This is a genomic window from Pelotomaculum schinkii, assembly GCF_004369205.1.
In the GTDB taxonomy this organism is placed as follows: Bacteria; Bacillota; Desulfotomaculia; order Desulfotomaculales; family Pelotomaculaceae; genus Pelotomaculum_C; species Pelotomaculum_C schinkii.
On record NZ_QFGA01000001.1, the window covers coordinates 1,736,486 to 1,762,743 of the forward strand.

Below are 26,258 nucleotides of genomic sequence, written 5' to 3' on the forward strand. Positions count from 1 at the left end.
CCTCCATACCTCTGATATTTATTGGCCGGAGCTTATTACAGCTATCCGACAGCCTTTAATAAAGGAAATCCTGCGCCAGCACCGCGATCGTTGCTATAACAAAGAAACCCATTACCACATAGTCTGCGACTCTGTACTGTAAAAGGCGCAGGTAAGTCCGCCGCCGGTATACTCTAAACGCCCTCGCTTCCATAGTGATAGCCAGCTGGTAGGCCTTGAGCATCACGCTGGAGAGCAGGGGAGCAAAGAGATGCGTGTAAAATTTTATCTTGTGCCTCCATGGTATTCTTTGCAGGTCAACCCCCCGGAGCTGCATCGCCACGAGAGTGTCTTTGATTTCTTCTATAAAAACAGGCAGGAAGCGAAGCGCCACCAGGACCATAAAAGCTATTTCGTAAGGGATTTTTAACTGCACCAGGGCAAGGACATAGTCTTTGGAGTTGCTGGTCAGGATGATCATGGCCGAACTGAAAAAAGTAAGCAGCCTGAATAAAATAGAAAGAGAGGAATGAATACCGTTGGTCGTAAGGATATTAACGCCCTGAAAAGAAAGCATCACTTCACCGCCTGCTGTAAAAACGCTTTGAATTATCAGCATCAATAGGAGCAAAGGCAGCAATTTTTTAAACCGCATAACCATACGGAAAAAATTGATACGCATCAGTAATAAAACGACCAGCGTAAAAACGAACAATAAAAGCAACGGCCGGGGTTCATTAAGAAAAACAGCCAGCGTTGAAAGACAAATAATAATCACTATTTTGGTCCTGGGGTCAAGGCCGGTCATGCTGTATATCCCCTATTCTTCGATGAACTGTCCGTCCCGGAGCCCGATTAACCGGGTGGCGTACCTGTTTATAAATTTTTGATCATGGCTGATGAGCACGACTCCCCTGCCGGCGCCGAGCACCTTATCCAGGTAATCACCCAGTACTTTTTTGCGATAGGGATCCAGGCCCGTTGTCGGTTCATCAAGCAACAGTAACCCGGGCTCCAGCGCAAAGACGGCTGCGAGAGCCAGACGTCTTTTTTCCCCGGCGCTGAGGCTAAGGGGATAAGCTTGCGCGTGCCGGGTCAATTCAAAGTAGTCCATCACCTCTCTGACTTTTTGCGCCGCCTGGTCCGGCGGCAAACCCAGATTACGCACACCGAAGTCAATCTCTTCCTCCACTGTCTCACAGAACAACTGTTTATCAGGGTTTTGAAAAACATACCCGATTTGGCGGCCGATTTGGGCCAGAGTCAGGGAGGTCAATAACTGTCCGTTTAATTTGATCCGTCCTTTTGTCGGAGTCAATATCCCTGTAAGTAGTTTTGAAAAGGTCGTTTTACCGCTGCCGTTCGCTCCGGTAATCGCGGTAACACCTTTATTAAAGATGCTTAAATTGATCTCTCGTAAAACGGGCCTGCTTTGGCCAGGATAACAAAAAGAAACATTTTCCAACTCTATATAAGCCATTAGACCAGCCTCGGCTATGCTGAAAATACATACGGACTAGGCAACGCAATCAGCCTGGTTTCTAAGCTTTACAGGCAAATTAGCACCGGAGCATAGATTCCCATTCACCCACTACAGTTACAGCCCTATCATCCTCGATCAGGCGCCCGTCTTCCAACACCAGCACACGGTCCGCGATGGAGACTGTTTCCGGATCATGCTCAACAATTAAGATTGTTTTACCACGCCGGCGCAAGTCAGCCAGGATGCCGTTGATTCTCTTTTTGCCTGCCGGGTCCAGTTGAGCCATTACTTCGTCAAGCACAAGAATGGCGGGATCCAGCGCTAAAACCGCTCCCATGGCGACCAGGTGTTTCTGCCCCCCGGACAAGTGGCTTGGGTTTGCTTTCCTTAAGGCGCTTATGCCTAAAGTATCCAGTACTTGACTTACCCGCATGCCTACCTCTTCCGCCGGCAGGCACAGGTTTTCCGGAGCAAAAGCGATTTCATCCTCCACAGTTGGTGCGAATAGCTGCGTGTCGGGCTCCTGAAAAACCAGACCCACCTCAAGCGCCAGTTGCGCAACTCTGTATTCTCTGGTATCCTTTCCGTTTACCAGTACCTGCCCGGTCAGCTCGCCTCCCAGATAATGGGGGATAATACCACCAAGACACAGACACAGGGTACTCTTGCCGCAGCCGCTCAATCCAATCAAGGCCACGATCTCCCCCGGAGCGACTTTAAAACTGATGTTTTTCAGTATTTGCCCTCCTGCCGCTTGATATCTGTAACTGAGCCGGTCGACCACGATGGCGTCCACATCAGTTTGCCTCCAATGAACTTATGTACTTTACAGGATAGCCACATGGTTCATACGTCTTTACCATCCCCATGACAACCTTTTCCCCACGTTCTATGTTTATTAACTACTTGTATTACTTTATAAGCAATAATACCACCCAGCCCCCCTGATAAGGCCGATACGGCCAGAGCAAGCGTCAGCGGCACAAAAGGCAGCCGGAAATATATTATGTTTACCATAGACGAGCCTGAGACATTGGCTACCAAACCTGCCAGGAAGGCGCAGAGCAGGCAGCATACCCTGTGTTTAATCAAATACAGGATCAGGTCGACGGCAAGGCCGGGCAAAGTGTAACTAAGCAAGGTCATGGCTCCATGTGAACCGAAAACCCCCGTTCCGAACACCAGCAACGCCTGCACAACCCCTATCAAAGCGGCCGCGCCGGGTTTGCCCACTATGCCCGCCCCCAGGACAATCCACAACATGTAAAAGCCGCCCGCCACAACCCCGCCGGGAATCAACAGCGGCCCGGTGATGATATGGCTAAGAGGTACAATAAGGGGTTTGCTGGCGATACCCAGCGCGGATATCATGGCAATGATTATTAAGTCGAATACCGAAAATTTATCAAGCATTTTCTGCAATATTTGCAAAACCTATCATGCGCCTCCGTCAGCAGGGATGAACACGAAAGCCGGCCTGCCCCCCTGGAGATGCTCCGCCTGGTATGGCCTTTCCTGATTGGCCGTACTTTGCCCGGGACCTACACCATCGGGGCATTTCCAATAACACCCAGATTAAAAGATTACGCTCCTTTGGGAAACACCCCGCCAGGGGATCCTGCCTTTAAGTTACTCAAAAGCTTTCTTTAAGATACCTGCTGCCGGGGAAGATAAACCATTCCTCCCCCGGTATTCTTCACCGTCCCAATTACCCAAGGACTGCCGGATTAGAATTGATATCATTATAGCTATGAGTTTGTTGTTAGCATTCCGCTTATCAGCGCAAGCGGATCTTTGAGCCAAAAAACAATAAAGATTATGATAAATAGAACTATTACCCGAAAAACAACCACATCTTTTAATCACTGCTCTTTGGGTACACCCGACCCGACTATTTCATAACCACCAGTCCCGGTGAATTCAATTTGGTTAGTCAAATCATCAGTGAATGACACTTGGCTGTCCGAACCGACAATGACGCCCCCGGTACCCGACGGCTGCTCATACCGCGCTGCGGTCCCATCACAAACAATGCTGTAGATAATTCGGACAAATGTTGCATTGGCCCAAGTTTTCATTTCCTGCCGGCGCCGCTTAAAGCATGGGGATCCGGCTCAAATAAGAAAAATACCGGACAGCCTGCGAAAAACAAGCTGTCCGGCGTCAAGGCCATCCCAGTTCTCCTTTTCGCAATGGAAGGCGCAATAGTTTTCCAGCGCACCCAAACGACCGTCAGCCCTAGCTGTGACGCTTTAGGCAAAGCCAGCTCGGAGATTCATTTCAGAGATTTATTTCAGAGATTTATTTCAGAGATTTATTTCAGAGATTTATTTCAGATCGTACTTGCATTGCCAGGTTTTAATTCTCTGTCGCCGCGTCGGCGACCGGTTTACGTTACTTACCGAGATCCTCTACTTTTTTGCCGGAGTCAGGGGTGAATAGCGCCTGACCGTATTGATCTTTGCCAAATTCACCGATGGTCTTCTGGGTATCGGGGTCGACCATGAAATCAACAAATGCTTTTGCTCCATCCTTGTTGACAGTACTGAATTTTTCCGGGTTAACCTGCATCACATGGTAGATGTTCAGGAGCGACGCATCCCCTTCCGACAGGATTTCAAGGTTGATATTTTTCTTTTGGGCCAGGTATGTCGCCCGGTCGGTCAGAGTGTAGGCCTGCTTTTCATTGGCGATGTTTAAGGTCTGCCCCATCCCGGCGCCGCTCTGCTGGTACCAGTTGCCCTCCGGAGTGATTTTGACTTCCGCCCAGATTGCTTTTTCTTTACTGTGGGTGCCTGAATTGTCTCCTCTCGAAACGAAAACAGCCTTATTCTCCGCTATTTTTTTAAAGGCGTCGCCTGCTTTAGTCCCTTTGATACCGGCAGGGTCCCCAGCGGGGCCGATGATGATGAAGTCGTTATGCATCACGAGCTGGTAGTTTACAACTGCGCCACTGTCCACAATCTTTTTCTCGGCCGCGGGAGAGTGCACCAGGAGGACGTCGGCCTCTCCCTTTTCACCCATGGTGATAGCGGCGCCGCTGCCTACAGAGACAGTTTTAACGTTATATCCGGTCTTCTGTTCAAAAATCGGGATCAGCGCGTCTAAGAGCCCGCTGTCCTGGGTGCTGGTGGTGGTGGCGAGGATCACATCTTTCACTTGCGGTTTGCCGCACCCTGCGAAAACGACCAAAAGCATTGTTACCATGAGGATCATAAGGGGCGCTAAAAAGTTCTTTTTACTCAAAGTTAGTCCTCCTCCAAATATTTTACTTGAAATAACGTACTGAGTTGTCTTTATAAATGTAGGTGCGAATTCATTCGCACAAATGCAACATTGACTGCCATAAGTGCGGCGCTGGCGCGCCGTGTGCGATTGAAATCGCACCTCGCTGAGCTTTTATTCTCGCTGATACCAAAAAACGAAACTGCGAACTACATTTTCATATTAGTGTTTAATTTATTTATTGACCCAATAGGAATGCAGTATATACCTACGCCATACGACCTATGACTTACGACCTACTTGGGCAGGTTTTTCCCCTCGGTGGAATTGGGGAAAAACAATGGCTCACCGTATTTATCCTTGCCGAAATCCCTGATGATCGTCTGTCCCTCGATTGATGTGCAAAAATCAATAAACTGCTGGGCCAACTCGTCTTTAACTTCCGGGAACTTCTGGGCGTTGACGGGGATCAGGGAAATGTAGTTAAGCAGGGCCTCGTCTTTTTCCACCAGCACTTTCAATTTGACCTGGTCTTTCACGGTCAGGTATGTAGCCCGATCGATAATAGTATAAGCGTTCTGCTCATCGGTATACTTTAAGGTCTTGACGTTGCCTTCCGAACCTTTTTCATATACGTGGTACCAGTCGCCCGCCGGCTTCAGCCCGGCAGCCTTCCACTGGGCCTTTTCCGCAACATCCGTACCGGAGTTGTCCCCGCGACTAATAAAAAGGGATTTTGTATCCATAATTTTCTTCAGCGCCTCAGCCGGTGTTTTTAGTCCCTTGATTTGAGCCGGATCCGATTCCGGCCCGACAATTACAAAATCGTTGTACATCAGGTCAATGCGCTTGGTCCCGTATCCGTCGGCAACAAACTTTTCCTCCAGATCCTTGGCATGCACCATTACGACATCAAAATTGCCGCTTTTCGCCATTTCCAGGGCAGCGCCCGTACCGGCGCCCACATGTCTGACCCGTATCCCGGTCTTTTTCTCAAAACTCTCTTCCAGCGCCGCCACAATCCCGGCGTCAATCGGACCAATGGTGGAGGCCAGCAGGATTTGGCCGGCGACAGCCGGCGCTGGCGGCGCAGTCGCTTGCTGTTTAGCGCAGCCGGATAGTACAAACAAGAGAACCGTAAGAATAACAATAGCCAGGGAAACCATTTTAACTTTGTCCTGCAACGTAATTCCCTCCATAATTTGTTTGCCAATCGTCACTACAACCGGATTTACCACCTCCAAAAATAAAAATGCCGGACAGCTTGCGAAAAATAAAGCCGGCCCGGCGTCAGCGCCATTGCAGTCTCCTTTTCGCATTGGAAGGCACGACGGTTTCCCGTCACACCCTAACGGCCGGCAGTCATAGCTATAATGCCTTAGGCAAATCCGGCTCGGAGATTTTAAGTTTTAAAGTACTATATTTTAAACTATGTTTTAGGCTTTTTATGTTTTCTTGGCATTAACAGCCTTTTCCACATAATTTCTACTAAAAACCCCAAAGTCCTGCTAAATTTTTAAAATAGCTGCAAGCAATAAAATAATAGTACTCTTCAAATAATTATAGGTTATATTGAAAATAAAGGTGAAATATACCCCACGACTTGATAAAACATTGCAATAATTGACATTAAAATGCTACACATCAAATAAATGATATACGTTAAAACATTAAACATAAAATAAATACACTAAACATGAAATTCAGTTATCAGTAGAAACCCTGATCCAAGCCTATTTTGATAGCTGAGCAAGCTCATTTGAACCTTCCTTTTTACTGTGACAACTGCTTCAGGAACATCGTCCGATACAAAAGCGCCAAGATGGCCTTTATACCGCGGACACCATATACACTTTCAAGATTGAAGCGGGTTCATTTTCTATTCTTTTTTCACTTCCATTCTGTGACTGTAAACTGTGACTACTTGAATTGCCCCGTCTTTTTCAATATAGCGTACCCAATAGGTAACATTTCCAATTCGCTGATTGGCTAAGAAACTTGAATCTTCGGGATTAAAAAACCGTTCGCCGGATTCCTGCGCATGTTTTATGACTTTTTCAATGTCTTCCAGAAGAATATACCGTTCGTCCATAATGCGCCATACTTCGCTAGGAATGATTAAATCCTCCATTTTGGTTAATTCCGCCTCCGACTCTTCATTCCATAATTCTCTTAGCAATTTCTTTTTAAGCTGCGCTCTGTTTGCATGTCTTTGTGAAAGATTCGGCATTTTTTTATGCGCTATCTCATCCAAATTCTCCCCAAAAATCAGGTCCAGAATATGATAGGTGCTTTTACCGCCCTCCACAAACAAATCCTTGCATATAGCGCAGTAAACCAAAAAATCTTCATTACTTTCGTTTATTCGGTCTATCACAAAGTCATTTGTCTGTTCACGGTTCGCAAAATAGACAAGTCCGCCGTATCCGCAGCATTTTGTTTTTTCTTTTGCATATTTCAGTTCCTTTATTTCATAACCAAGCTTTACCGCGATATTTCTCAGACTTTCGTGAATATTTTTATTATGCCTTGTAGAGCAGGCATCATGGACATTCAAAATATGGTTCTTCCCATTTTGGGCGGTTTCCGGAAGTCCATAACGTTCAAAGATTTCCCACAAAGATATAAAAGGTATCTCCGGAAGATATTTTTCAAAGATGCCGCAGCAGCTTGAGCACGCCAGAATAAAAGTAGGTTTGCCCATTTCAGCCCATGCGTCTCTTAATCTTTCAATACTATTCTTCATCAAATCCTGTCTACCCGCCCAGTCGGCGGGGGCGCCGCAGCAGCCAAGCATTATTCCAACGCCTTCTTTTATCCTGGATAAAAGGTACTTATAAGCTTTTTCGACATACTCCGGATAGGACGCTGAAAGCTGGCATCCGGGATAAAACAGATAGTCTGCCTGTTCTGTACCTGATTCATCCCCTTTAAAAAGAGATTGCGCGTATTTTGGCGATGGAGACTTAACCAGGAAAAAGTGGCTGCTGTTGCTGAACTCCATATCCTGCAGCGCAAAATCATGTGCAGAAGGAGGCATTTTGCCCTTTTCTACCATACTTTCCCTGGTCTCCTGTATTATATCCTTCATGTTGATGCCCACATGACATTGTTCACCGCACAAACCGCACATTGTACAAGAATTTATCATCTTATTTGCGTACCGTGTACCCAGGATTACATTTTCGTTATGATTAATTTGCCTTGTATAATTTTTCGGACCAATATTGAACTTCTTCATATGACTGCACGAATCAATGCATTTTGTGCACCTGCATTTAAAGCATCGTCCGGCTTCATTTACAGCCTCATCTTCGCTGTATACGTCAGTGGTCCTTACAACCGGCGCTGCAGGTTCAATATCATCCACTTCATATTTAAGAGGTGTTTCAAATGCCCCCTCCCTTTCCCTTGCAGCCGTCATGGAAAGTCTCTTAACGTATCTTTCTACGGAAGCTGCAGCTCTTCTGCCTGAACTTACCGATAAAATAGTAGAGCCATTTTTATATAACAGTCTTCCCCCCGCAAATAGGGATGAATACTGTACTTGAAAAGTCTCAGGATTAATTTGCAGATTCTCATTCCATTCGCCCGTGCCAAGGAAAACCGCATTGTTCTCGTTAATAATCTCTTTTAATTCTTTTTGGCTGATACGTCTGTTAAAAATTACCTCAATATCTAACTTGCTGAATATTTGAAGCTCTTCTTCTATAATAGCCTTTTCAAGGTTTGCACCTTCGTAATCCCATAATCTACCGCCTAGTTTATCCGACTTTTCATAAATTGTGACCTTAAAACCTTTTCTGTCAAGTTCCAATGCGGCCGAAATCCCGCTTAAACCTCCTCCAATCACAGCAACCTTGCCAGCATTCTTAGGAATGGGCAGTGCTTTTTTAGGGGGTGTGTACCCATGCTTTACTGCTGCCTTCTCAAGCTCCGATATCCTTATCGCTCCACCGGCAGCCTCTCTCACACATGCACTTTCACAAGGATGGTCGCAAATCATGCCAAGCACTCTTGTAAAAGGCATTCGTTTCTCCAATATTTTATAAGCTTTATTAAAATTGCCTTTTCCCATCTCCGCCACAAATGCTGCCACATCCATGTGAATAGGGCACCATGCCGTACAAGCTGCAGGTTCATCATAAATACACCTGTCACCCGTTTTCAGCAGCTTTTCATTGTCCATTGAGAATACCTCCATTATAATAAACGGATAAATCAATAACATCAAAACCCAAATTTTATTGGTTTACCCGTTTACAATTCGCTACGCTCCATACTTCTCAGGTGAAGCTTTTTATGAAATCTAGAAATTGCAAGGCTTTGAAGCGAACTTTCCTGGATTATTAAAATATGGAATTGGAGTTTTTCCATATACTCCAATTCCATATTTATTAGTTTAGTTTACTAACATGTAATATATCAACTAACTTTAAAGGTTTTTCAAGCCCTCCAGAACCTTTTCCGGATATGCCGGCAGCTTAGTTATACGTACTCCGGTGGCATTGTAAATTGCATTGACAATCGCTGCATGCGGAGCTGAGAGAGGCATTTCTCCAGCGCCTGCCGCACCATAATAGCTAAGTGGTCTTGGAGTCTCCTGGTGAATAAGAACTATATTGTCAGGAACATCCTTAATTTCCGGGATCCCACAGCCTATAAGGGTCGTATGCTTTTTCAAATCTTCAAAGTCTTCGCTAAGCGCAAGACCTATTCCCTGTGCCAGACCACCATAAAGCTGACCTTCAAGTACCAATTTATTAATTATCGTACCGCAGTCCGATACCATCGTTAGTTTATCAACTTTAGTTTTGCCTGTTGTAGTATCAACCTCAACTTCTGCTAAAAGTACACCATACATGTAGATTGGGAATGGATTTCCTTGCCCTGTAGCTACATCACATGCAGTACATGGTGCAGTCCATTTTCCAGCATATTTTACCGGCAGTTTTTTATTAATCATTTCATTGTATGTTCTGAAAGTACCATCCGGTTTTCTCAGAGCATCCAAGAGATTTCTACATGCAACTGTTGTAGCATTACCTGTAAAAACGTTTGAACGGCTTCCACCTGCAGCTCCGCTGTCCGGTGTATATCTCATATCATTCATAACCAGTTTTATTTGTTCAAGCTTTATTCCCAATGGCCTTAATGTTTCATATGCAAAGCTCAGTGTTCCCATATCTGCGCCCTGGCCATGGTCTTCCCATGAATTTCCTACTGTAACTCCCTCTGGTGTTATCTCTGCCCATGCTTCCGAGGAATCTGCACCGTCAAGTCCGCAGCCATACTCAAGCAGTGATACGCCTACGCCATATTTGATATCTCCACTTCGTGCATTCTTGGCTGCAGCATTTTTCTTAGCCTCCTGGTAAAGAGGTCTTATTTTATCAATTGCCTGTGGGAAAGCAATTACATCAGGTTTACAACCAGTTGGTGTGGTATCGCCTTCTCTATATACATTTATATATCTTAACTCTAATGGATCCATTCCAATTTTTTCTGCCAGTTCATCCATCAATACTTCTGATGAGAACAAGCTTTGCGGTGAACCATAACCTCTGAAAGCCGAGCCCCATGCATGGTTTGTAGCAACTGTTCTACCTTCGCCTCTGATATTTGGGATATTGTAACCGGCGCCAATGAACTGGTGGCCTCTCATTGTAAGAAGATCACCAAATTCCATGTATGGACCATGGTCTACCGTCCAGTCTGATTCCATAGCAACAAGTTTTCCATCCTTATTAGCTCCCAGCTTGAGATTGATAAAGAATGGTGATCTTTTTCCTGTATAAGTTATCTGCTGGAACATGTTGAATTCGAGGTATACAGGTCTCTTTGTAACAAGTGCAGCAACACCAAGCAGACCTTCCATTGTCGGACTGAATTTATATCCAAAAGTTCCTCCTGCATTATTCTGTACAATAAATAATTTTTCTAAAGGAATTCCAATACCTTCTGCAACCATCAAAGCATGACAATGGATAGCTACACTCTTTGAATGAACCATTAAATTTCCTTTTTCATCAAGGTATGCAAACCCCACATCCGGCTCAAGAGGAAGGTGCGGCTGTCTTCCAACATAAAAATCATCCTCAACCACATGTGGCAGGCTTTTCATTAAAGGTGCGGTGTCGTTACCTTTAGCTATCTGGGTTTCGAAATATACATTTGGAGTACCGGGATGTATTTCAATTGCATCTGCAGCCATAGCTGCAGGCGCGCTCAGATATGCCGGCAGTTCTTCCAATTCAACCTTAACTTTTGCTGCTGCCCGTTCTGCCTGGTAAGGAGTATCTGCAAGGACCATAGCAACGGCGTCCCCAAACTGGAATACCTTCTTATCATTAAGAATTGGTCTTTCTTTACCGTCCCCTTTGTTCTGTGGAAACGCCAGACCATTGATTCTGTTTGTTCCAGGAACGTCCTTATAGGTTAAAACCTTGAATACTCCCGGCATTTTCTCAGCTTCTGAAGTATCTATGGAAAGAATATTTGCATGAGACACTGTCGCTTGTACAAGCTTGATATGCAGAGTATTTTTAGGAAGTTCTTTTATTTCCAAATCTGCTCCAAAATCCCAGGTTCCTGTAACTTTTGCAGCAGCGGATGGACGGATTACTTTTGACCCAAGTATACTGTCGCCGTCCTTCAGTTTAAACCACAAATTTTCTTTTTGAATTTCACCTCTCATTAGCCTGGCAGCATCCATAACTGCATCCACTAATGGTTTGTATCCTGTACATCTGCAGAGGTTTCTGTTTTTCTGGAACCAATCTCTTACATCTTCTCTAGTAGGATTTGGGTTTTGATCCAACAAAGCTTTAGCAGAAACAATAAATCCTGGAGTACAGAAACCGCACTGTGCTGATCCGTGAACCATCCAAGCAAGCTGAAGCGGGTGCAGGTTATCTTTTGTGCCTACGCCTTCGATTGTAATAATCTGAGCATTATCCGGTATTCTTTCCATTGTATAGAGACAAGACCTCACAGGCATACCGTCCCATATAACCGTACATGCACCGCATTCTCCTTCCCCACCACAGCCAACCTTGGTTCCTGTGAGCAAGAGTTGATTTCTTAATACACTTGCGAGGGATTCTTCATGATCCACCGTGAGATGTTTTTTAACTCCATTTATTAATAAGGTTTTTTTAATCATGTGATTTTCTCCTTTTTTATTCTTTACTATTTAGAAACTACCTACCTGAACCTAATCTATACTTGTACTGCAGCATTGTCCGTAGCTGCATCTTAATACTCTTATAATATCTTTCCTATTCAGCCATTTATTAATTTTACGCCTCTTCAAACAGATCTATAAATTTTGATGCAATTGCCCTTTTCTTGTTTATATTGGAGATGGTACCATCTACATACTCTATTGCTCTTGTAGGACAGTATTTTGCGCATGCGGGATTACAGTCGCACAGATTGCACTTCATTATTTTCTTTTGACTGAAGCTGTAGTGAATATTTCCCATAGGGCAAGCGCTAATACACATTTTGCATCCAATACACTTATTCGGATCTACTACAACCGCGTCGTTTTCATCTCTCGAAATAGCCCTATTGGGACACACCTTCATACACGCAGCATCTTCACACTGCATACACATTACAGGTACTGAAGCTCTCACTTCTTCAAAAGTAATCACATTTACAGCAGAATTTGAGCAAACCGCCTCACAGGTTTTGCAGTTATTACATTTCTTGGGAGAAATCAGTAAAATTTTGCTCATGATACCCTGGTTACCGCACTTGCGATACCAGTTGCACCTCCTTAAATTCAATTAGTTAATTTTGTTGTTGGCCTTTAGAACTGCTTTCAACGACTTGACCTTACATGATAAGCAGACAGTATCCTCTCGCCGGCTATAACGGCGTTGTCGTTGAGCTTTTTGTCTTCCTCGTAAAATCGCCCCACCCGCCTCGAACGTGGCGGTTTAAGATATGGTATATGCCGACCCAATCGATCTGGTTCTTTTCAATCAACGAACTAATGCCGCGTGTCATAACGACTTGCCCAAGATTAAACATTACTTCACCTCCTTGTATGATATGACCAACGGTACAATTTCCAGTTGGTCATATTAATTTTTCATAATAGTAATTGACCTTTGGGTTATCCCCTGGGACAATCACGGTAGAACCGATGGCGGGGCAGTTCATTACCTCCTGCACTTTAAGTGCTTTTAAAGACGGCTCCCCGGGCCTGGTGGCAACCGCTTACGCGCGGGTTGCACGCCCCAAGAGGTTCTCCCTTCAGCAAGGAGCATTACACCAATCTCTTTGGGTGAGTGCTCATCGGCAAGGTTGCTGTTACACCAGGTTCCCAGGGATACCCCAAAATTTTGGTTTCTTTAAGTTCATCTGAAAGGAGGTGTTGATACATGGGCCGTACTCTTTTTGTCGGCATTGATATAGGGGCCGACACCAATGTAGTTAGAATCCTTGATGACACCGGCAAAGATGTCTGCGGATTCTCTGTCTCCAACGACCTCCCTGGAACGGAAAGATTTGTTGAAAAAGTGGTTGATGCAGCTGATAACTTACCCGCCGAAAAGGTCAAGATTGGCATGGAGGCCACCAACCTTTACTGGTGGCATCTGTCCCAGGCCCTTCATGATGACCCTCAGTTAACAGCTCTGGAAACTGAAATCGCTGTGATTAATCCTAAGGTCATTGATGGGTTTAAGAGTATCTACACAGATATGCCCAAGACAGATGCCCTAGACGCCAGGGTTATTGCTGATTGCTTGCGGTTTGGACGAGTCCGTCCAACACCACCTCCCGACATGAGGTATGCACCTTTGCAACGGCTAACCCGGTTTCGCTATCACATGGTGAATAACCTGACCAGGGAAAAAAACAGGGTCTTGAACCTGATTTTTCTTAAGTTCTCCACATATAAGAAGGACTGTCCTTTCTCGAACCTGTTTGGTCAGGCTTCTTCAGCGGTGATTGGAAACTTAACACCTGACCAGATCGCTGCGATGCCTGTGGAAGAACTGGTAGATATGATGCTGCAACACGGAAACCAGCGGTTAAAGGATGTTCCTGAAATGGCCAAGACTATCAAAAGAGCAGCCCGCAACTCCTACCGTTTAAACCCGAAAATGCAAGAGTCTGTGGACATTACTCTGGCCATGTCCCTTGAGACCATTCGGTTTTTTGAGAGCCAACAAAAGAAAATCGACCAGGCCATCACCAAAGAAATAAAGGCCATTCCACACACATTGGAAACCATTCCGGGCATCGGACCGGTTTACGCAGCCGGCATAGTTGCTGAAATCGGTGACATATCAAGGTTTGACAATCATAATGCTCTTGCCAAATTTGCGGGCTTAACCTGGCGTCAGAATCAGTCAAGTAAGTTCAACGCACAGGATATTCCCCTGACCAGGTCCGGTAACTATTACCTACGGTACTACTTTGTTGAAGCGGCCAACTCCGTCCGGGTGTGGGAACCGGAGTATGCTGAGTTCTACCGTAGAAAATTTACCGAGGCCAGGCACCATAACCATAAACGTGCTGTAGTCCTTACGGCCCGCAAACTCGTTCGCATGGTCTTCACGCTGCTGAGTGATGGCCAAATCTACCAGCAAAGGAGGCTTTCTTAACCAATACTTTACAATTCTCATCTTCTTGCAGAACTGGAAGTCCCTTGCGATTGCTGGTAAGGATACTTATAGCCTTTTTTACATAACAGCTTAAAAAATTTCCAATTCAGAGACTTGACATTTTACCGCGGGTCTTTATAAGCTTGCAGACGCATATTCACTCACCCTCTCCCTTGTCCTCGTTGCGATTATTGATTTTGGATAATGTTTCAAGGTATTTCAATGTTTGTAGTTAACCGGCCCTCCCCTCCTAATCGGGTGTGAAGTTAGATTACTCATAATCTCCCACACCGGTATTATCCCCTAAATAAAAACGCCGGATTGGCCAAGGGCACACTCCGGCATTATGTTAATATTGCTGAAACCCTAAAGGGTATAGTCCAGCAATTACATGCTTTGCAGCCAATCCCCTTTCCGCCATGGGAGGTTTACCCGTTTCCAGATAAGCCCTATGGACCTGGCGCCATAGTTTTAACCGTAGGTCGCCAGGTTCGGAGATACTTATTAAATTTTTTCTTAAACATATCTAAGGCAATTTACGTGCCAATTATTTTTTAATATCACCTTAAACTTCATATAATTGTGTTATGCAGACAGAAGTCATGACCACTGGTGAAAAATATTTGAGCAAAATTCGTGCCAACAAAAAAACCCCGTAAAAGCACGGGATATTCTGAATATAATTAATGTATTTTAAGAATAGTTCCGTTATAGAACAGAAATTATCGTAATTATGTGTTACAAATAGGAACACTACTCTGTTTCAGAGTATTTAATTCCGTAACTCCGGGCACAAAGAAATTATCATAATAATTTGTTTCAAACAGGAACACTGCTCTGTTTCGGAATATTTTTGTATAGTTTTGGAAATACGCAATTACTCTTCTTTTTTCATACATTTCGCGAAATTGGTCTTTATATAATCTATTGTCTGGTTTTCCATTACCCATATTAATTTCCTCAAATGGAAGTGTATTTAAAAAAATAAGTATTTTCGAATACCTCCGTACTTTACGGGGGGGTTTTTCGTTGGCGCAAATTTTGCTTATTCTATAGTTGTTAAAATCGTTTACAGCCACAGAATGGAAATAGTAAAGGAGTAGAGCAATGAAAGAGGAAAATGAACATAACATGCCGTGGATATGTGGTAAATGCGAGAAAAAATTGGTACTTCGAAAGGTAAAGGTATCCTACCTGGGAGGAAATTTTGAAGTGGATCTGATGAAGTGCCCTCAGTGTAATAATGTATTTATCGGAGAGGATCTGGCCCTGGGTAAGATGTTGGAGGTCGAAAAAGGACTGGAGGATAAATAATGTGAGTTTTATAAACACGGGTATTTAACTCGTGTATTTTATGATGGTTACCAGAAAAGGAGGGACAGAGCATGGATGATACGGCTTTTAAAATGTTTAAGCTATTCAATGGAGGTTATTGCTGTACTCAAATTATGGTGAAAATGGCACTGGATGAAGAAGAAAAAGAGAATGAAGATTTATTAAGAGCTTTAAATGGTTTCTGCATAGGTATTGGCAGTACTCCGAAGATATGTGGAGTGCTGACAGCGGGAATTGCGATCCTGGGTCTTTATGCAGGAAAAGGGAATAGCATTGAATATCCAAAACAAGGGTACTCCAGTATGGTTGATGAATATACAGAATGGTTTGAATCAGAGTTTGGAGGTACGGAATGCAGGGATCTTATAGGTGTAGTCAGTGTAACAGATTGGAATACCAATCAAGAATATGTATTAAAATGTGGTAATATACTGATAAAAAGTTATGAAAAGGTACAAGAAATACTTGGCAATCATGGTTTTGAATTCGGAAGCAGGGAATAAACGATTATTATTGAATAGTACATTTTCAGGTATTCAAAAATATCAATATATTTAATGCTATTGAGGAGTTATGATGAATAAATTTACGAGTGTGATCCATATAACTGAAAGTTTATGTCCAGTATGTTTGAAAAGAATTCCCGCAAGACATGTTTTGGTAGACGAAGATATTTACATGCAGAAAACATGCGAAAAGCATGGAGATTTTTCTACAATCATCTGGCGAGGACAAAGTGAACCATATTATACTTCATGGAAAAAGAATAAATGGCCGGTACACCTTCAAAGGTGTCTGACTGAGGTAGAAAAGGGATGCCCTTTTGATTGTGGTTTATGTGCTGAACATAGACAGCAAACGTGTTGCGCGTTGCTGGAGGTAACCCAGCGTTGTAATTTGAATTGCAACTTTTGCTTTGCCAGCAGTGGAGGAAATATTGCAGATCCATCCTTTGATAAGATCAGGGAGTGGCTTAAAATCCTTGTCGAAGCTGGAAAACCTTTTATTCATATTTCAGGGGGAGAACCGACAGTAAGAAATGATTTACCTGAAATAATTAGAATGATAAATGAGATGGGCTTTCCATACATACAATTAAATACAAACGGACTTCGTTTATCACGAGAACCGGAATATGTAAAAATACTGAAGCAAGCTGGCTTATCTTCAGTATTTATGCAGTTTGACGGAACAAAAGATGAGATACATCAACAGCTTCGGGGACGAAATCTTCTTGCTGAAAAAGAAAATGCTATAAAAAACTGTGGTGACAATAATCTTGGCATTGTGCTGGTACCTACAATAGTTCCAGGAGTTAATATGGACAATATTGGAGAGATAATACGTTTTGGATTGTCAAAAGTTCCTGATGTTAGAGGAATCCATTTTCAACCTGTAAGTTATTTCGGCAGATATCCATCCCCCCCTCTAGACAATCAACGTATAACTTTGCCCGAGGTATTAAGGGAAATTGAAAATCAGACAGGAGGTAAATTCCAGGTTGACCATTTTGCGCCATCGGGTTGTGACCACGCACGCTGTGGTTTTCATGGGGATTTTGTAGTAATGCCTGATGGAAGTATTAAACAGTTAACAATAAAAAATGAGGAAGGATGCTGTTGCAACAAAAAAACCGATTCTTCCGGGGTTGAAAAAAACAGGAATTTTGTTGCACGAAGATGGGTAAGAGAAAGTTCTCAAAATAATCAAAGGTTGAATAAACTTGACTATGAACTGGATGAATTGGATATCTTTATTGCCCGAGTTAAATCTCATGGCTTTACCATCACTGGAATGACTTTTCAGGATTGCTGGAACGTTGATCTTGAGAGGCTGCATGAGTGCAGTTTACATGTATTAAGTCCTGAGGGTAAGATTATTCCGTTTTGTGCATACAATATCAGCAGTATAGAGGGCAAATCACTTTACAGAAAAAATGTTCTGGCCCCCCCGTTCAAGTAACTTCTGCTTTAACTTTTCTGACATAGGAACACCTATTTCTTGCCGGCGGAGCAACAAAAAGCCCAGGAAAAGGGTGTATCCGGATTCTATGTAAAGTCCAAATAGATGTAAAAGATGTAAAATAAGTCGGTAATTTGGAGGGGCAGTGGGAGTGTACCATGTTTTGTGTAAATGGGTAAAGCCACCAAATATCGGATAAACGCCCTCACATTTTTGGAGCATTCTTTTGGATTCAGGTATTTTCAGGGCAGATGGAAATTGGAAATTAGCCTGTAAAGCAAAGAGGAAGGTTCTACTGGGTAAGCTCAGTTGGACCTTCCTCTTTCTAGACACTCCTCTATGACTACGGTTTCAATTTGTCACTACACCTTGGGCGGGCAAAACCTTCTGAAACAACTCTTCCAGATATCCAATAGTTTCAAAAACCTCCGTACTTAATATTTCACCAAAGCCGGTGGACCTGGGCTGAATGCCCAAGAGAAAAACGTCTGCGCCGGTTTCAGCCTGCAGGAAGCGCATAAATAAATCCAAACCCAGCTGGTGCGAGCTTAAACTCTTACCCTTTATATCTTCAATTTCAATAATTGCCGCCGTCCCCGGCGCAGCCTTAAGTTCAGCCGCGTCAATCAACACAATCGTATCGGGATGCCGGCCGGTAATCCGGCCAAGGTAGCTTTCGGGGACCTCCCCGGCGTCCAGGAGGTCCGCTTCCACTTTTCCTCCCAGCCGTTCAATCAATTCCGGGCCGGCGGCATCGTCGCTCCGGAGGGTGTTGCCGATGCCCACCAGAAACACCCGCCCTTTGAGCCGCTCACTCAAGGTTTTCAGCATGCCCTGTTTCCCCCTCCTGGTAGAAATAGGGCTCCACTTTTTTATCCACCAGGCCTAAAGCCAGGGCGACGCCGTAAATGATCGCCTCCGGCCGGGGCGGGCAGCCGGGAATAAAGTAGTCCACCGGGAAGACCTTGTCCACGCCCCCGACCACGTTATAGCTGTCAAACCAGATGCCGCCGCCGATGGCGCACGAGCCGCAGGCAATCACCAGCTTGGGGTCCGGCACGGCTTCGTACAACCGCCTGAGGCGCGGCTCCACCTGCCGGGTGACCGGACCGGAAACCAGCAGGATATCGGCGTGGCGCGGCGAGGCGACCAGCTTCAAGCCAAACCGCTCAGCGTCATAGTACGGGGTAAAGACGTTGATTTCCTCAATATCACAGCCATTGCAGGCGCCTGCGTTGGCATGATAGACCCAGAGGGACTTTTTGAAGGATTTGGCAAACAAAGATTGAATACGTTCAAGCATTGTTTTAACCTCCTACCGCGATGTACATAATGGACTGCACCGCCGGTGCAATTAACTGGTTGACCAGATTCGGGGACAAACCGATGAGTACACTCAAAGCCGCCAGCGCCGCCATCATCCCCAGCATCGACCAGGGCAGTGCAACTGCCGGTTGATTTTGGGTGTTCTCGCAAGCTGCAGCCGGTTCCTCATGCTCATCCTCACGCTCCAGGAATACCTTGTAGGCAGCACGAACCAGGCAGGTGAGCGTAAGCAAGCTGGTGAAAACCGCCACGCCGGTAGCCCACCACATACCAGACTGGGCGGCGGCTAAAAAGATGGTAAACTTGCTCCAAAAGCCGTTCAACGGGGGCATGCCGCCGATGCCCAGAGCTCCAATAAAGAAACAGATTGCCGTTAAGGCGCTCTTGCCCTTTTGCCCCTTAAGCTCGGATATCAGAGTCGTCCCGGAGGTATAGACCAGCGCCCCGACACAGAGAAAGAGCATCGATTTTAATAGGGCATGGTTTAAAAAATGGTATAAGGCCCCGAAATACCCAAGTGACGATCCCAACCCCAGGCCCATCATCACGTAACCAATCTGGCTCACGCTGCTGAAGGCCAGCATCCGTTTCAAATCGTCCTGGGCAAAAGCGAACACAATCCCGGACAGCATGGTCACCATGCCCAGCGCCACCACCAGGAGCCCAATGCCGCTGTATTCCGGGTAAAAGATGGTCAGGACCCTGGCCAGGGCATAGGCCGCCACCTTGATGCCGACCGACAAAAACGCGGCAAAAGCGCTGGGCGCCTGGGAGTAGGCATCGGGAAGCCAGGAGTGAAACGGAACCAGGCCTGCCTTGGTGCCGAAGCCCACCACGAGAAAAGCCAACGCCAGGAGGGTCAGTTCTCTGGGAAATTTATCCACCACCGGGGCCAGGGCCGTAATGAGCATAGCCTGATGCCCCCCCAGGTACGGGGAAGCCGCGGCGTAAATCAAAACGCAGCCAAGCAAGGCAAAGGTGATGCCTACGGTGCAGAGCAGCAGGTATTTAAACCCAGCCTCTAAAGACTCGCGCTTCCAGTAAAAGGTCACCAGCAAGGCTGAAGCCAGCGTAGTGGCTTCCACCACCACGTACAGCATGATCAGGTTGTTCGTCAGCGACGCCCAGAGCATGGTGCACATAAACAGGGCGTCCAGGCTGAAGTAGAGCGGCAAACGCCCCACCGCGGTTTTTCCGGCGGCAACAGCGCCCCGCAAGGCCCGGTAGCTAAAGACAGTGGCGGCAAGCCCCACGATGCTGATCACCAGGACCACCAGGGCACTAAGCCCGTCCGCATAGAGCTGCCCGCTCCAGGCCATCAATTTTTCCCCCTGGACAACCTGCCACACCAGAACCAGGACCAGTCCCAGGGTGATGGCGGCGCCCACAATGGCAGCCAGGCCGGCTGACTGCGGCCTTTTGCGCCCCATTAGAGCCTCCAAACCTGCGGCCAGAGCTGGTATTATAATGATAAGCCAGAGCAAAATCGAATTGCTCTCCATATTCTAACCTCCTAGCCCCATAGTTTTGCCATTTCACGAATATCCGACGAGCCCACCTGTTCATACATCCCTTTAATAATTATCAGGAGGATCCAGACAGACAGCACGACGTCGGTAACCACCCCGATCATGGCTGTTTCCGGCAACCCCGGGGCGAGGCTGACCAGGCTTAAGTGGACGGCGTTTTCAATCAGGCAGACCCCCATTACCGCCTTCAAGGTATCACGACGGGACAGCAGGGCGTAAAGACCGAAGGCCAAAATGGTAAAAGCAACGCTCAGGTTGGTTCCGTAGGGTTCCCCCGCCAGCTGCGGTACCGGCGCCAGCCAGGTCATGTGGCCGTCAACCAACCAGTAGAATCCCGCCAGTACAGCCACCCCGATCACCAGAGATATGCCAAAACCCAGCGCGTTAGGTGTTTCCATTGGCGCCATGCGTTTCAGGTAATGCCATAAAAGCAGTGGAATAATGCCGGCCTTACTGATCAGAACGGTGACGCTCCATAAATAAAGGGCATGGTTCGGCAAGAGCGTAGCGTAACCAACAAGTATCGCCACCAAGAGCAGTCCCTGGACAAAGTAAGCCAAAGCCGCATATTTTAAGTGCCTTACTTCTACCACCAACAGTGAGGTTACCACGAGGGCCAGGCTTAAGCCCACGATTACAGAGTAATGTTCAGACATGCTCTGTTCCCTCCATTCCCAACAGGGATTTGGCCAGCCTGGTTTTCCGGCATTCAGGGCACCAGAACAGCCACTCCTGCGCCTGTTGACCAAACTCATCGCCGGTTAATTTTTCCACCGTTTTCTTCAACAGCCGCTCAGGGGTAAAGAACCGGCCGCACGAGGAGCATTTGGCCATTTTCAAACTTACCGTCACGGATAAATCCTCCTTTTTACCGGTAGCCAGTTCAAACCTGTTATTTAAGCGAATGGCCCCTTCCGGGCAAACATCCGCGCAGCGGGCGCAGTAAGTGCAGCGGCTGTAATCAAGCTTAAACACACGGGAAGCTCCGTCATCAACCAGAGTTATTGAGCGAGGTGGGCAAACGCCGGCACATGTCCCGCAGCCAAGACACCTCGTGCCGTCCACTTCAGGCTGGCCGCGAAAACCGTCCTTCGTTTCCAGCGGGACAAAGGGGTAAGGCATGGTCACCCGGCCCGCCCTAAGGCAAATCAGGGCCTCCTTCAACTTACTGATAAACAATTAGTCCGCCTCCTCACATGCCCATAAGGGCAAAGGCTAGTCCGATAAGAGCCAGGACCGCCACACCCTTGAAATAGTTGATCGCCTGGTCAATCTTAAGGCGCGGGTTAACCAGCTCGATTAATTCCACCAGCCCCACAACGATGAAAACTTTGACCAGGTTTATCAAAAGGTCCGCTACCAGGATGCCGGTTTTGGGTCCTGGCAGAAATACTTCGAGAAACAGCGATACATAGATGACCACCTTGGCGTAGATAGCCCATTTGAAGAGGGCCAGCTTCGGGCCGCTGTATTCCACAAAGGGTCCCTCCATGATTTCCGTTTCCGCCTCGGCCAGGTCAAAGGGAAGCTTGGCCAGTTCCGACTGCAGGGCCAGGAGTAAAGCCAGACCGGCTATTACCAGTGAAATACTCCAGCCGTGGGACACCGACCAGCCGGTAATATCTGCAAGGACCAGGGAGTTGGCCTTGATTCCGGCGGTGAAAAGGGTGATGAAGAGTACCGGCTCCACCGTTAAAACCAGCATCATCTCACGGCTGGCGCCCAGCATGGCGTACGGGCTGCCGCTCGACATGGCCCCCAGCATGATCGCGATACCGGGGATACTCAAAAGGTAGACCAGTAAAATCAGGTCCCCGCCAAACCCCAGGGGAGCCGGGCCGCCCATGGGAGTAAACAGGGCCGCGAGCAGCACCGCGCCCAGACAGACGACCGGCGTCAGCCGGAAAACCAGATCGCTCGTTACCTCCCGGTCTTCCTTGCTGAAAAGTTTGAACAGATCGTAATAAGTCTGTAGTAAGGGCGGACCCTGTCTGGAATGCACCACCGCCTTGATCCGGCGCATAAAACCGTCCAAAAGCGGGGCCAGCGCCAGTGCTGCTGCAAGGTTAAAGAGCGCAATGAAAATTATCTTAAGCACGGCTGTCACCATCCAGGCGTCCAGATTGGCAGGCTTCCATAAGCTCCGCCTTGGTGTATACTTTTAACCGGCGTGATTTTACGTCTACTGTCTCCAACCGTTCGGTGCAGGAGAAGCACGGGTCGATGCTGCCGATAATGATCGGGGCGTCAGCCACCGTCTGGTTGTTAAACATGACCGGCACCGCCTGCAGCTGCGGGTAGGTTGAAGCACGTACCCGCCACCGTTCCGGCCGGTCCGTTCCGGTTATGACATAATGACAGCACTCACCCCGGGGGGCCTCAACCACGGACACTCCTTCCCGACCAGGCGGCACCACCGGATCCTCGGCCATGATTGGCCCGTCGGGCATTTTTTCAAGCGCCTGCCGCACCAGGTCAATAGAGACGAACAGCTCGTCCAGCCGTACCAGCGTCCGATCCCAGGAGTCCCCGTTTTTGTATACCGGTACGGTCAACTGCAGATCCGGATAGGCGGCATAAGGGTGGTCCCGGCGGCTGTCTATATCAACCCCTGAAGCACGGGCAGTGGGACCTACCACGCATATTAAACGGGCGTCCTCAGCTGACAGGCATCCAACATTCTGCAAGCGCATCAACAGGGTGGTATCACCGGAAATGGCATCCACCACCTGACGGCTCTCGGCCTCGATTTTAGCCAGCACCTCTTTGATTTTTTGCTGCAGATCGACGGTGATATCCCTCCGTACGCCACCCACCAGGTTCATACCGTACGTTTTACGGTTGCCTGTAATTTGTTCCGTCAGCCACATTAACCGTTCCCGGATACGCCACGACTGCATCAGAACCGTGTCAAAACCGATAATATGCCCTGCCAGGCCCAACCACAAGAGGTGGCTGTGAATACGCTCCAGCTCCAGCATAATGGTGCGGATGTATTTAGCCCGGGCCGGCGCCTCAATTTCCGCCGCAGCCTCCACGGCCTGGCAGTAACAGCAGGAATGGACAAAGCCGCAGATGCCGCAAATACGTTCGGCGAGGAAGGGAACCCGGTTGTAGTCAAGCACTTTGTCAGCCAGCTTTTCGATCCCGCGGTGGCTGTAGAACCCCCGGTAGTCGCTGCCTACAATCCGCTCTCCTTCTACGAATAATCGAAAATAAGCGGGCTCCTCCAGGGTGGGGAAAAATGGTCCCACGGTCATCACAGAGGTATTTTCCGGCTTTTCTTTTAACTGCGGCCGTGCGTTTTCCACCTTTGGCGGTTGGTAATCAAACGGAAAATCCTGCCTCATCGGGTAAACTTCTTCCGGCCAGTCATCGGAGAGGACCAGCCGCCGCGGGTCGGGATGGTTTTCAGGCTGCACACCGATTAAGTCCCGGACCTCCCGCTCCGCCCAATCGGCCCCGGGTATAATGGGGGTAACCGACTCAATAACCGGATTGGCCGGGTCTACTTCCACCTTGATCACCAGCAGCAAATTATCACGGTCAAAAGAAAAGATATAAGATACCTCATATTTACCGGTTACCGGGGTCCGGTCGGTTCCAACAGTGGTGATCAGACGTGCACCCAGCTGGTTGAACACATAGTCAACTGAAGTGGACAGATCTTTCTCTGCGACAACAACAAACAGCTGTTTACCGGACCCGGAGGTTGTCAGTTTTACTTTACCCAGGCGTTCTATCAGCTTTAAGCTTAACTCTTCACGTGTCACCATACCTACCCCCTTATCACCAGGAATACTGCCGCCAGCACCACGACCAACCCCGCTACCTGCCACAAGAGGTACCATCGCGGCCCGCCGGTATGGATCCGGCTGATCCAGCGGCTGAATTTAACGAATTGATTGCCCAACGGCAAATAGAGACGATCCAGGTCCAGCCAGACTGCCAGGTTCGGCAATCGCAAAGACGGCCAGGGCCAACTGCGGTACAGGGCGGCGAAGTGTTCTCTAAACGGCAGGTAAAAACTGTCTGCCCGGTAGAGGACTTCTGCTTGGGGTTCCAATTCACCGCAGTTCCAAAGCTCTGCCGGTCGTACGGGAGCTGCAGCCAGCCGGTAAATCCCGTAAGCAACCAGGCATCCCACCGCCAGTCCGAAAAGTATGATCAGCGGCGCTACTTGCCCCAACACACCGGCTAGGTTGACTTTAACAGCGCCCCACGGGGCAAAAGCCAAAAGGCTGCTGTTCCCGGCCACTGCGGCCAGTGATGAACCGTCCAGGGAGCCTGCAGCCAGGGCCAGCGGCCAGGCCGGGATAATACCGAGGACCAGGCAACCTACAGCCAGGCAGCCTTCGGTACAACGCATGGACAAGGGGACATTATGCCCTTTCTCAAGCGAAGCCGGGAGCGGCCCCAAAAAGGCCGAGCCAAAAAACTTGATGTAGCCGGCCAGGCTCACCGTGCTGATAAAAACGGCCACCACACCGTACAGCATCAATACCGGCCAGGTTTTCCCGCCGGCCACTGCCGCCTGGTAGAGCATCCACTTGCTCATAAAGCCGTTTAAAGGCGGTACCCCGGCAATGGCCAGAGAACCCACCAGAGCCGCCGCGGTGGTCAGCGGAATGAGCTTAATCAGGCCGCTCACTTTATTGAGGTCGCGCTGGCCGCTGGTGTACTCGATTGAACCTGCGTTTAAAAACAACAGTGACTTGAAACAAGAGTCGTTGATCACGTGGTAAAGGGCGCCAACCATCCCCAAAAGGCTCAACCAGGGATTGGTGGCCAGAAACATAAAGCTTACACCTAAGCCCAGCCAGACGTAACCCATCTGTCCGATGGTGCTCTGGGCTACCAGGCGTTTAGCGTCTTTTTCACTCAAAGTCCTTAAGTTACCTACAATCATTGAAACCACACCGGCAGTTGCAATGACCAGTCCCCAGCTTGTAGTCATATCGGAGGCCGGCAGCATCCAGTAGGTAAGCCTTAATAGCCCGTATACCGCAACCTTGTTCATGACCCCTGAGAGCATGGCGCTGGTACCGGCGGGGGCCGCCGGGTGAGCCTCGGGAAACCAGAAGCCCAGGGGGTAAATACCGGCCTTGGTGGCAAAGCAAACCACCAGTAAGCCAATAATCACGTTTAACATCACCGGATTGGCGGTAGCCAGCTGGCGGTAAACTTCGGGCATGGCGGTAAAGGCCATGGAACCTGACCAGCCTCCAAACAGGATTACCACCAGGATCAGGCCCGCCGAAGTGACGTGCGTCACGAAAAAGTAAAGAAAGCCGGCCTCCAGGTTTTTCTTATTATCCCGCTGGTAGACTACCAGGAAATACGAGGTGAGCGTCATGAACTCCCAGAACAACAGAAAATAGAAAAGGTCGGCGACCGTCACTACCGCCATCATCCCCAGAATAAACAGGAGAAAAGGGAAGTAATAGCGGCGCGGGTCCTCTCTTTTGATATGCGGCAAATAGCCCTGGGTATACAACACCGAAGCTGTGCTTAAAGCCCCGATCATACCCAGAAATAACGCGCTCAGCCGGTCAATGGTAAACACGGGCACAGCGGGGAAACCGGCAATGGCCAGGCTGTCGATACTGGCGGTTACCGGGCCGTTCAGAAAGACCTCTACCGAGACAAATACCGTCAGAAGCCCCGCCGCAACCATAGATACAAGAGCCAGCGGGCCGGTTACCTCGTGCCGCCTGCTAATCAGGCACAGGAAGCTGCCGATAAGAAGTATGGCAAAAGCCAGCCAGAGACAGGTAAACAGGTACATATCCT

22 protein-coding genes and 3 riboswitches are annotated in these 26,258 nt (G+C 47.6%); of the genes, 4 read left to right on the forward strand and 18 right to left on the reverse strand.

What is annotated here, in order from left to right; all coding sequences use genetic code 11:
- Positions 1 to 55 precede the first annotated feature (55 nt).
- The 10 genes from Psch_RS08075 to Psch_RS08120 form a co-directional block, all read right to left on the reverse strand.
- Positions 56 to 787, reverse strand: a complete 732-nt coding sequence (locus Psch_RS08075; RefSeq protein WP_134218241.1) for an energy-coupling factor transporter transmembrane component T family protein — start codon at positions 785 to 787, stop codon at positions 56 to 58.
- A 12-nt stretch (positions 788 to 799) separates the two neighbouring features.
- Positions 800 to 1,459 (reverse strand): energy-coupling factor ABC transporter ATP-binding protein, encoded by a 660-nt coding sequence (locus Psch_RS08080; protein ID WP_134218242.1) that lies wholly within the window; start codon positions 1,457 to 1,459, stop codon positions 800 to 802.
- A gap of 79 nt (positions 1,460 to 1,538) precedes the next feature.
- Positions 1,539 to 2,258, reverse strand: coding sequence for an energy-coupling factor ABC transporter ATP-binding protein (locus tag Psch_RS08085; RefSeq protein ID WP_134218243.1), 720 nt, complete (start codon positions 2,256 to 2,258; stop codon positions 1,539 to 1,541).
- Between the two features lie 50 nt (positions 2,259 to 2,308).
- Entirely contained in the window at positions 2,309 to 2,893 is a 585-nt protein-coding gene (locus Psch_RS08090) for an ECF transporter S component (RefSeq protein ID WP_206663739.1), read from the reverse strand.
- 431 nt (positions 2,894 to 3,324) lie between these two features.
- Positions 3,325 to 3,540: a hypothetical protein gene (locus tag Psch_RS08095; RefSeq protein WP_134218244.1), complete on the reverse strand. Its 216-nt coding sequence runs from the start codon at positions 3,538 to 3,540 to the stop codon at positions 3,325 to 3,327.
- An 86-nt stretch (positions 3,541 to 3,626) separates the two neighbouring features.
- A riboswitch (molybdenum cofactor riboswitch) is annotated at positions 3,627 to 3,747 on the reverse strand.
- 109 nt (positions 3,748 to 3,856) lie between these two features.
- Positions 3,857 to 4,678 (reverse strand): ABC transporter substrate-binding protein, encoded by an 822-nt coding sequence (locus tag Psch_RS08100; RefSeq protein ID WP_134218279.1) that lies wholly within the window; start codon positions 4,676 to 4,678, stop codon positions 3,857 to 3,859.
- A gap of 305 nt (positions 4,679 to 4,983) precedes the next feature.
- Positions 4,984 to 5,871 (reverse strand): ABC transporter substrate-binding protein, encoded by an 888-nt coding sequence (locus Psch_RS08105; protein ID WP_243123985.1) that lies wholly within the window; start codon positions 5,869 to 5,871, stop codon positions 4,984 to 4,986.
- 106 nt (positions 5,872 to 5,977) lie between these two features.
- Positions 5,978 to 6,098, reverse strand: a riboswitch (molybdenum cofactor riboswitch).
- 468 nt (positions 6,099 to 6,566) lie between these two features.
- Positions 6,567 to 8,876, reverse strand: a complete 2,310-nt coding sequence (locus Psch_RS08110) for a pyridine nucleotide-disulfide oxidoreductase/dicluster-binding protein (RefSeq protein WP_134218245.1) — start codon at positions 8,874 to 8,876, stop codon at positions 6,567 to 6,569.
- Between the two features lie 246 nt (positions 8,877 to 9,122).
- On the reverse strand, positions 9,123 to 11,852 hold the full coding sequence (locus Psch_RS08115; protein ID WP_134218246.1) for a molybdopterin-dependent aldehyde oxidoreductase: 2,730 nt from the start codon (positions 11,850 to 11,852) through the stop codon (positions 9,123 to 9,125).
- A 136-nt stretch (positions 11,853 to 11,988) separates the two neighbouring features.
- Positions 11,989 to 12,432, reverse strand: a complete 444-nt coding sequence (locus Psch_RS08120; protein WP_134218247.1) for a 4Fe-4S dicluster domain-containing protein — start codon at positions 12,430 to 12,432, stop codon at positions 11,989 to 11,991.
- Positions 12,433 to 13,083: 651 nt separating this feature from the next.
- On the opposite strand from Psch_RS08120, the gene Psch_RS08125 reads away from it, so the two are divergent.
- The 4 genes from Psch_RS08125 to trsS all read left to right on the forward strand — a co-directional run bounded on the left by Psch_RS08125 (position 13,084) and on the right by trsS (position 17,610).
- Positions 13,084 to 14,313 carry an IS110 family RNA-guided transposase gene (locus Psch_RS08125; RefSeq protein WP_190239820.1) on the forward strand — a complete coding sequence of 410 codons (1,230 nt, stop codon included), beginning with the start codon at positions 13,084 to 13,086 and terminating at the stop codon, positions 14,311 to 14,313.
- A gap of 391 nt (positions 14,314 to 14,704) precedes the next feature.
- Positions 14,705 to 14,822, reverse strand: a riboswitch (molybdenum cofactor riboswitch).
- A 598-nt stretch (positions 14,823 to 15,420) separates the two neighbouring features.
- On the forward strand, positions 15,421 to 15,627 hold the full coding sequence (locus tag Psch_RS08130; RefSeq protein ID WP_134218248.1) for a DVU_1557 family redox protein: 207 nt from the start codon (positions 15,421 to 15,423) through the stop codon (positions 15,625 to 15,627).
- Positions 15,628 to 15,698: 71 nt separating this feature from the next.
- A complete protein-coding gene (locus tag Psch_RS08135; protein ID WP_190239821.1) occupies positions 15,699 to 16,151 on the forward strand; it encodes a DVU_1555 family C-GCAxxG-C-C protein in 453 nt (150 codons plus the stop codon).
- Positions 16,152 to 16,224: 73 nt separating this feature from the next.
- Complete coding sequence (gene trsS, locus Psch_RS08140) at positions 16,225 to 17,610, forward strand: radical SAM (seleno)protein TrsS (protein WP_206663764.1); 1,386 nt, start codon at positions 16,225 to 16,227, stop codon at positions 17,608 to 17,610.
- A gap of 351 nt (positions 17,611 to 17,961) precedes the next feature.
- Here the strand turns inward: trsS and Psch_RS08145 are convergent, their stop codons facing one another.
- Genes Psch_RS08145 through Psch_RS08180 form a run of 8 tightly spaced genes read right to left on the reverse strand, consistent with a single transcriptional unit; the run spans position 17,962 to position 26,253 of the window.
- Positions 17,962 to 18,441 carry a hydrogenase 3 maturation endopeptidase HyCI gene (locus Psch_RS08145; protein ID WP_190239823.1) on the reverse strand — a complete coding sequence of 160 codons (480 nt, stop codon included), beginning with the start codon at positions 18,439 to 18,441 and terminating at the stop codon, positions 17,962 to 17,964.
- A complete protein-coding gene (locus tag Psch_RS08150; protein WP_134218251.1) occupies positions 18,422 to 18,913 on the reverse strand; it encodes an NADH-quinone oxidoreductase subunit B family protein in 492 nt (163 codons plus the stop codon). Before Psch_RS08150 ends, Psch_RS08145 begins: the two co-directional genes overlap by 20 nt.
- Before the next feature lie 4 nt (positions 18,914 to 18,917).
- On the reverse strand, positions 18,918 to 20,438 hold the full coding sequence (locus Psch_RS08155) for a complex I subunit 5 family protein (RefSeq protein ID WP_190239824.1): 1,521 nt from the start codon (positions 20,436 to 20,438) through the stop codon (positions 18,918 to 18,920).
- An 11-nt stretch (positions 20,439 to 20,449) separates the two neighbouring features.
- Entirely contained in the window at positions 20,450 to 21,121 is a 672-nt protein-coding gene (locus tag Psch_RS08160) for an NADH-quinone oxidoreductase subunit K (protein WP_190239825.1), read from the reverse strand.
- Positions 21,114 to 21,644, reverse strand: a complete 531-nt coding sequence (locus Psch_RS08165; protein WP_134218254.1) for a 4Fe-4S dicluster domain-containing protein — start codon at positions 21,642 to 21,644, stop codon at positions 21,114 to 21,116. Before Psch_RS08165 ends, Psch_RS08160 begins: the two co-directional genes overlap by 8 nt.
- Before the next feature lie 13 nt (positions 21,645 to 21,657).
- Positions 21,658 to 22,563: a respiratory chain complex I subunit 1 family protein gene (locus Psch_RS08170; RefSeq protein ID WP_190239826.1), complete on the reverse strand. Its 906-nt coding sequence runs from the start codon at positions 22,561 to 22,563 to the stop codon at positions 21,658 to 21,660.
- Positions 22,556 to 24,241: a hydrogenase large subunit gene (locus tag Psch_RS08175; RefSeq protein ID WP_134218256.1), complete on the reverse strand. Its 1,686-nt coding sequence runs from the start codon at positions 24,239 to 24,241 to the stop codon at positions 22,556 to 22,558. The genes Psch_RS08170 and Psch_RS08175 overlap by 8 nt, the downstream gene beginning before the upstream one ends.
- A gap of 2 nt (positions 24,242 to 24,243) precedes the next feature.
- Positions 24,244 to 26,253: a proton-conducting transporter transmembrane domain-containing protein gene (locus Psch_RS08180; RefSeq protein ID WP_190239827.1), complete on the reverse strand. Its 2,010-nt coding sequence runs from the start codon at positions 26,251 to 26,253 to the stop codon at positions 24,244 to 24,246.
- Positions 26,254 to 26,258: the final 5 nt, after the last annotated feature.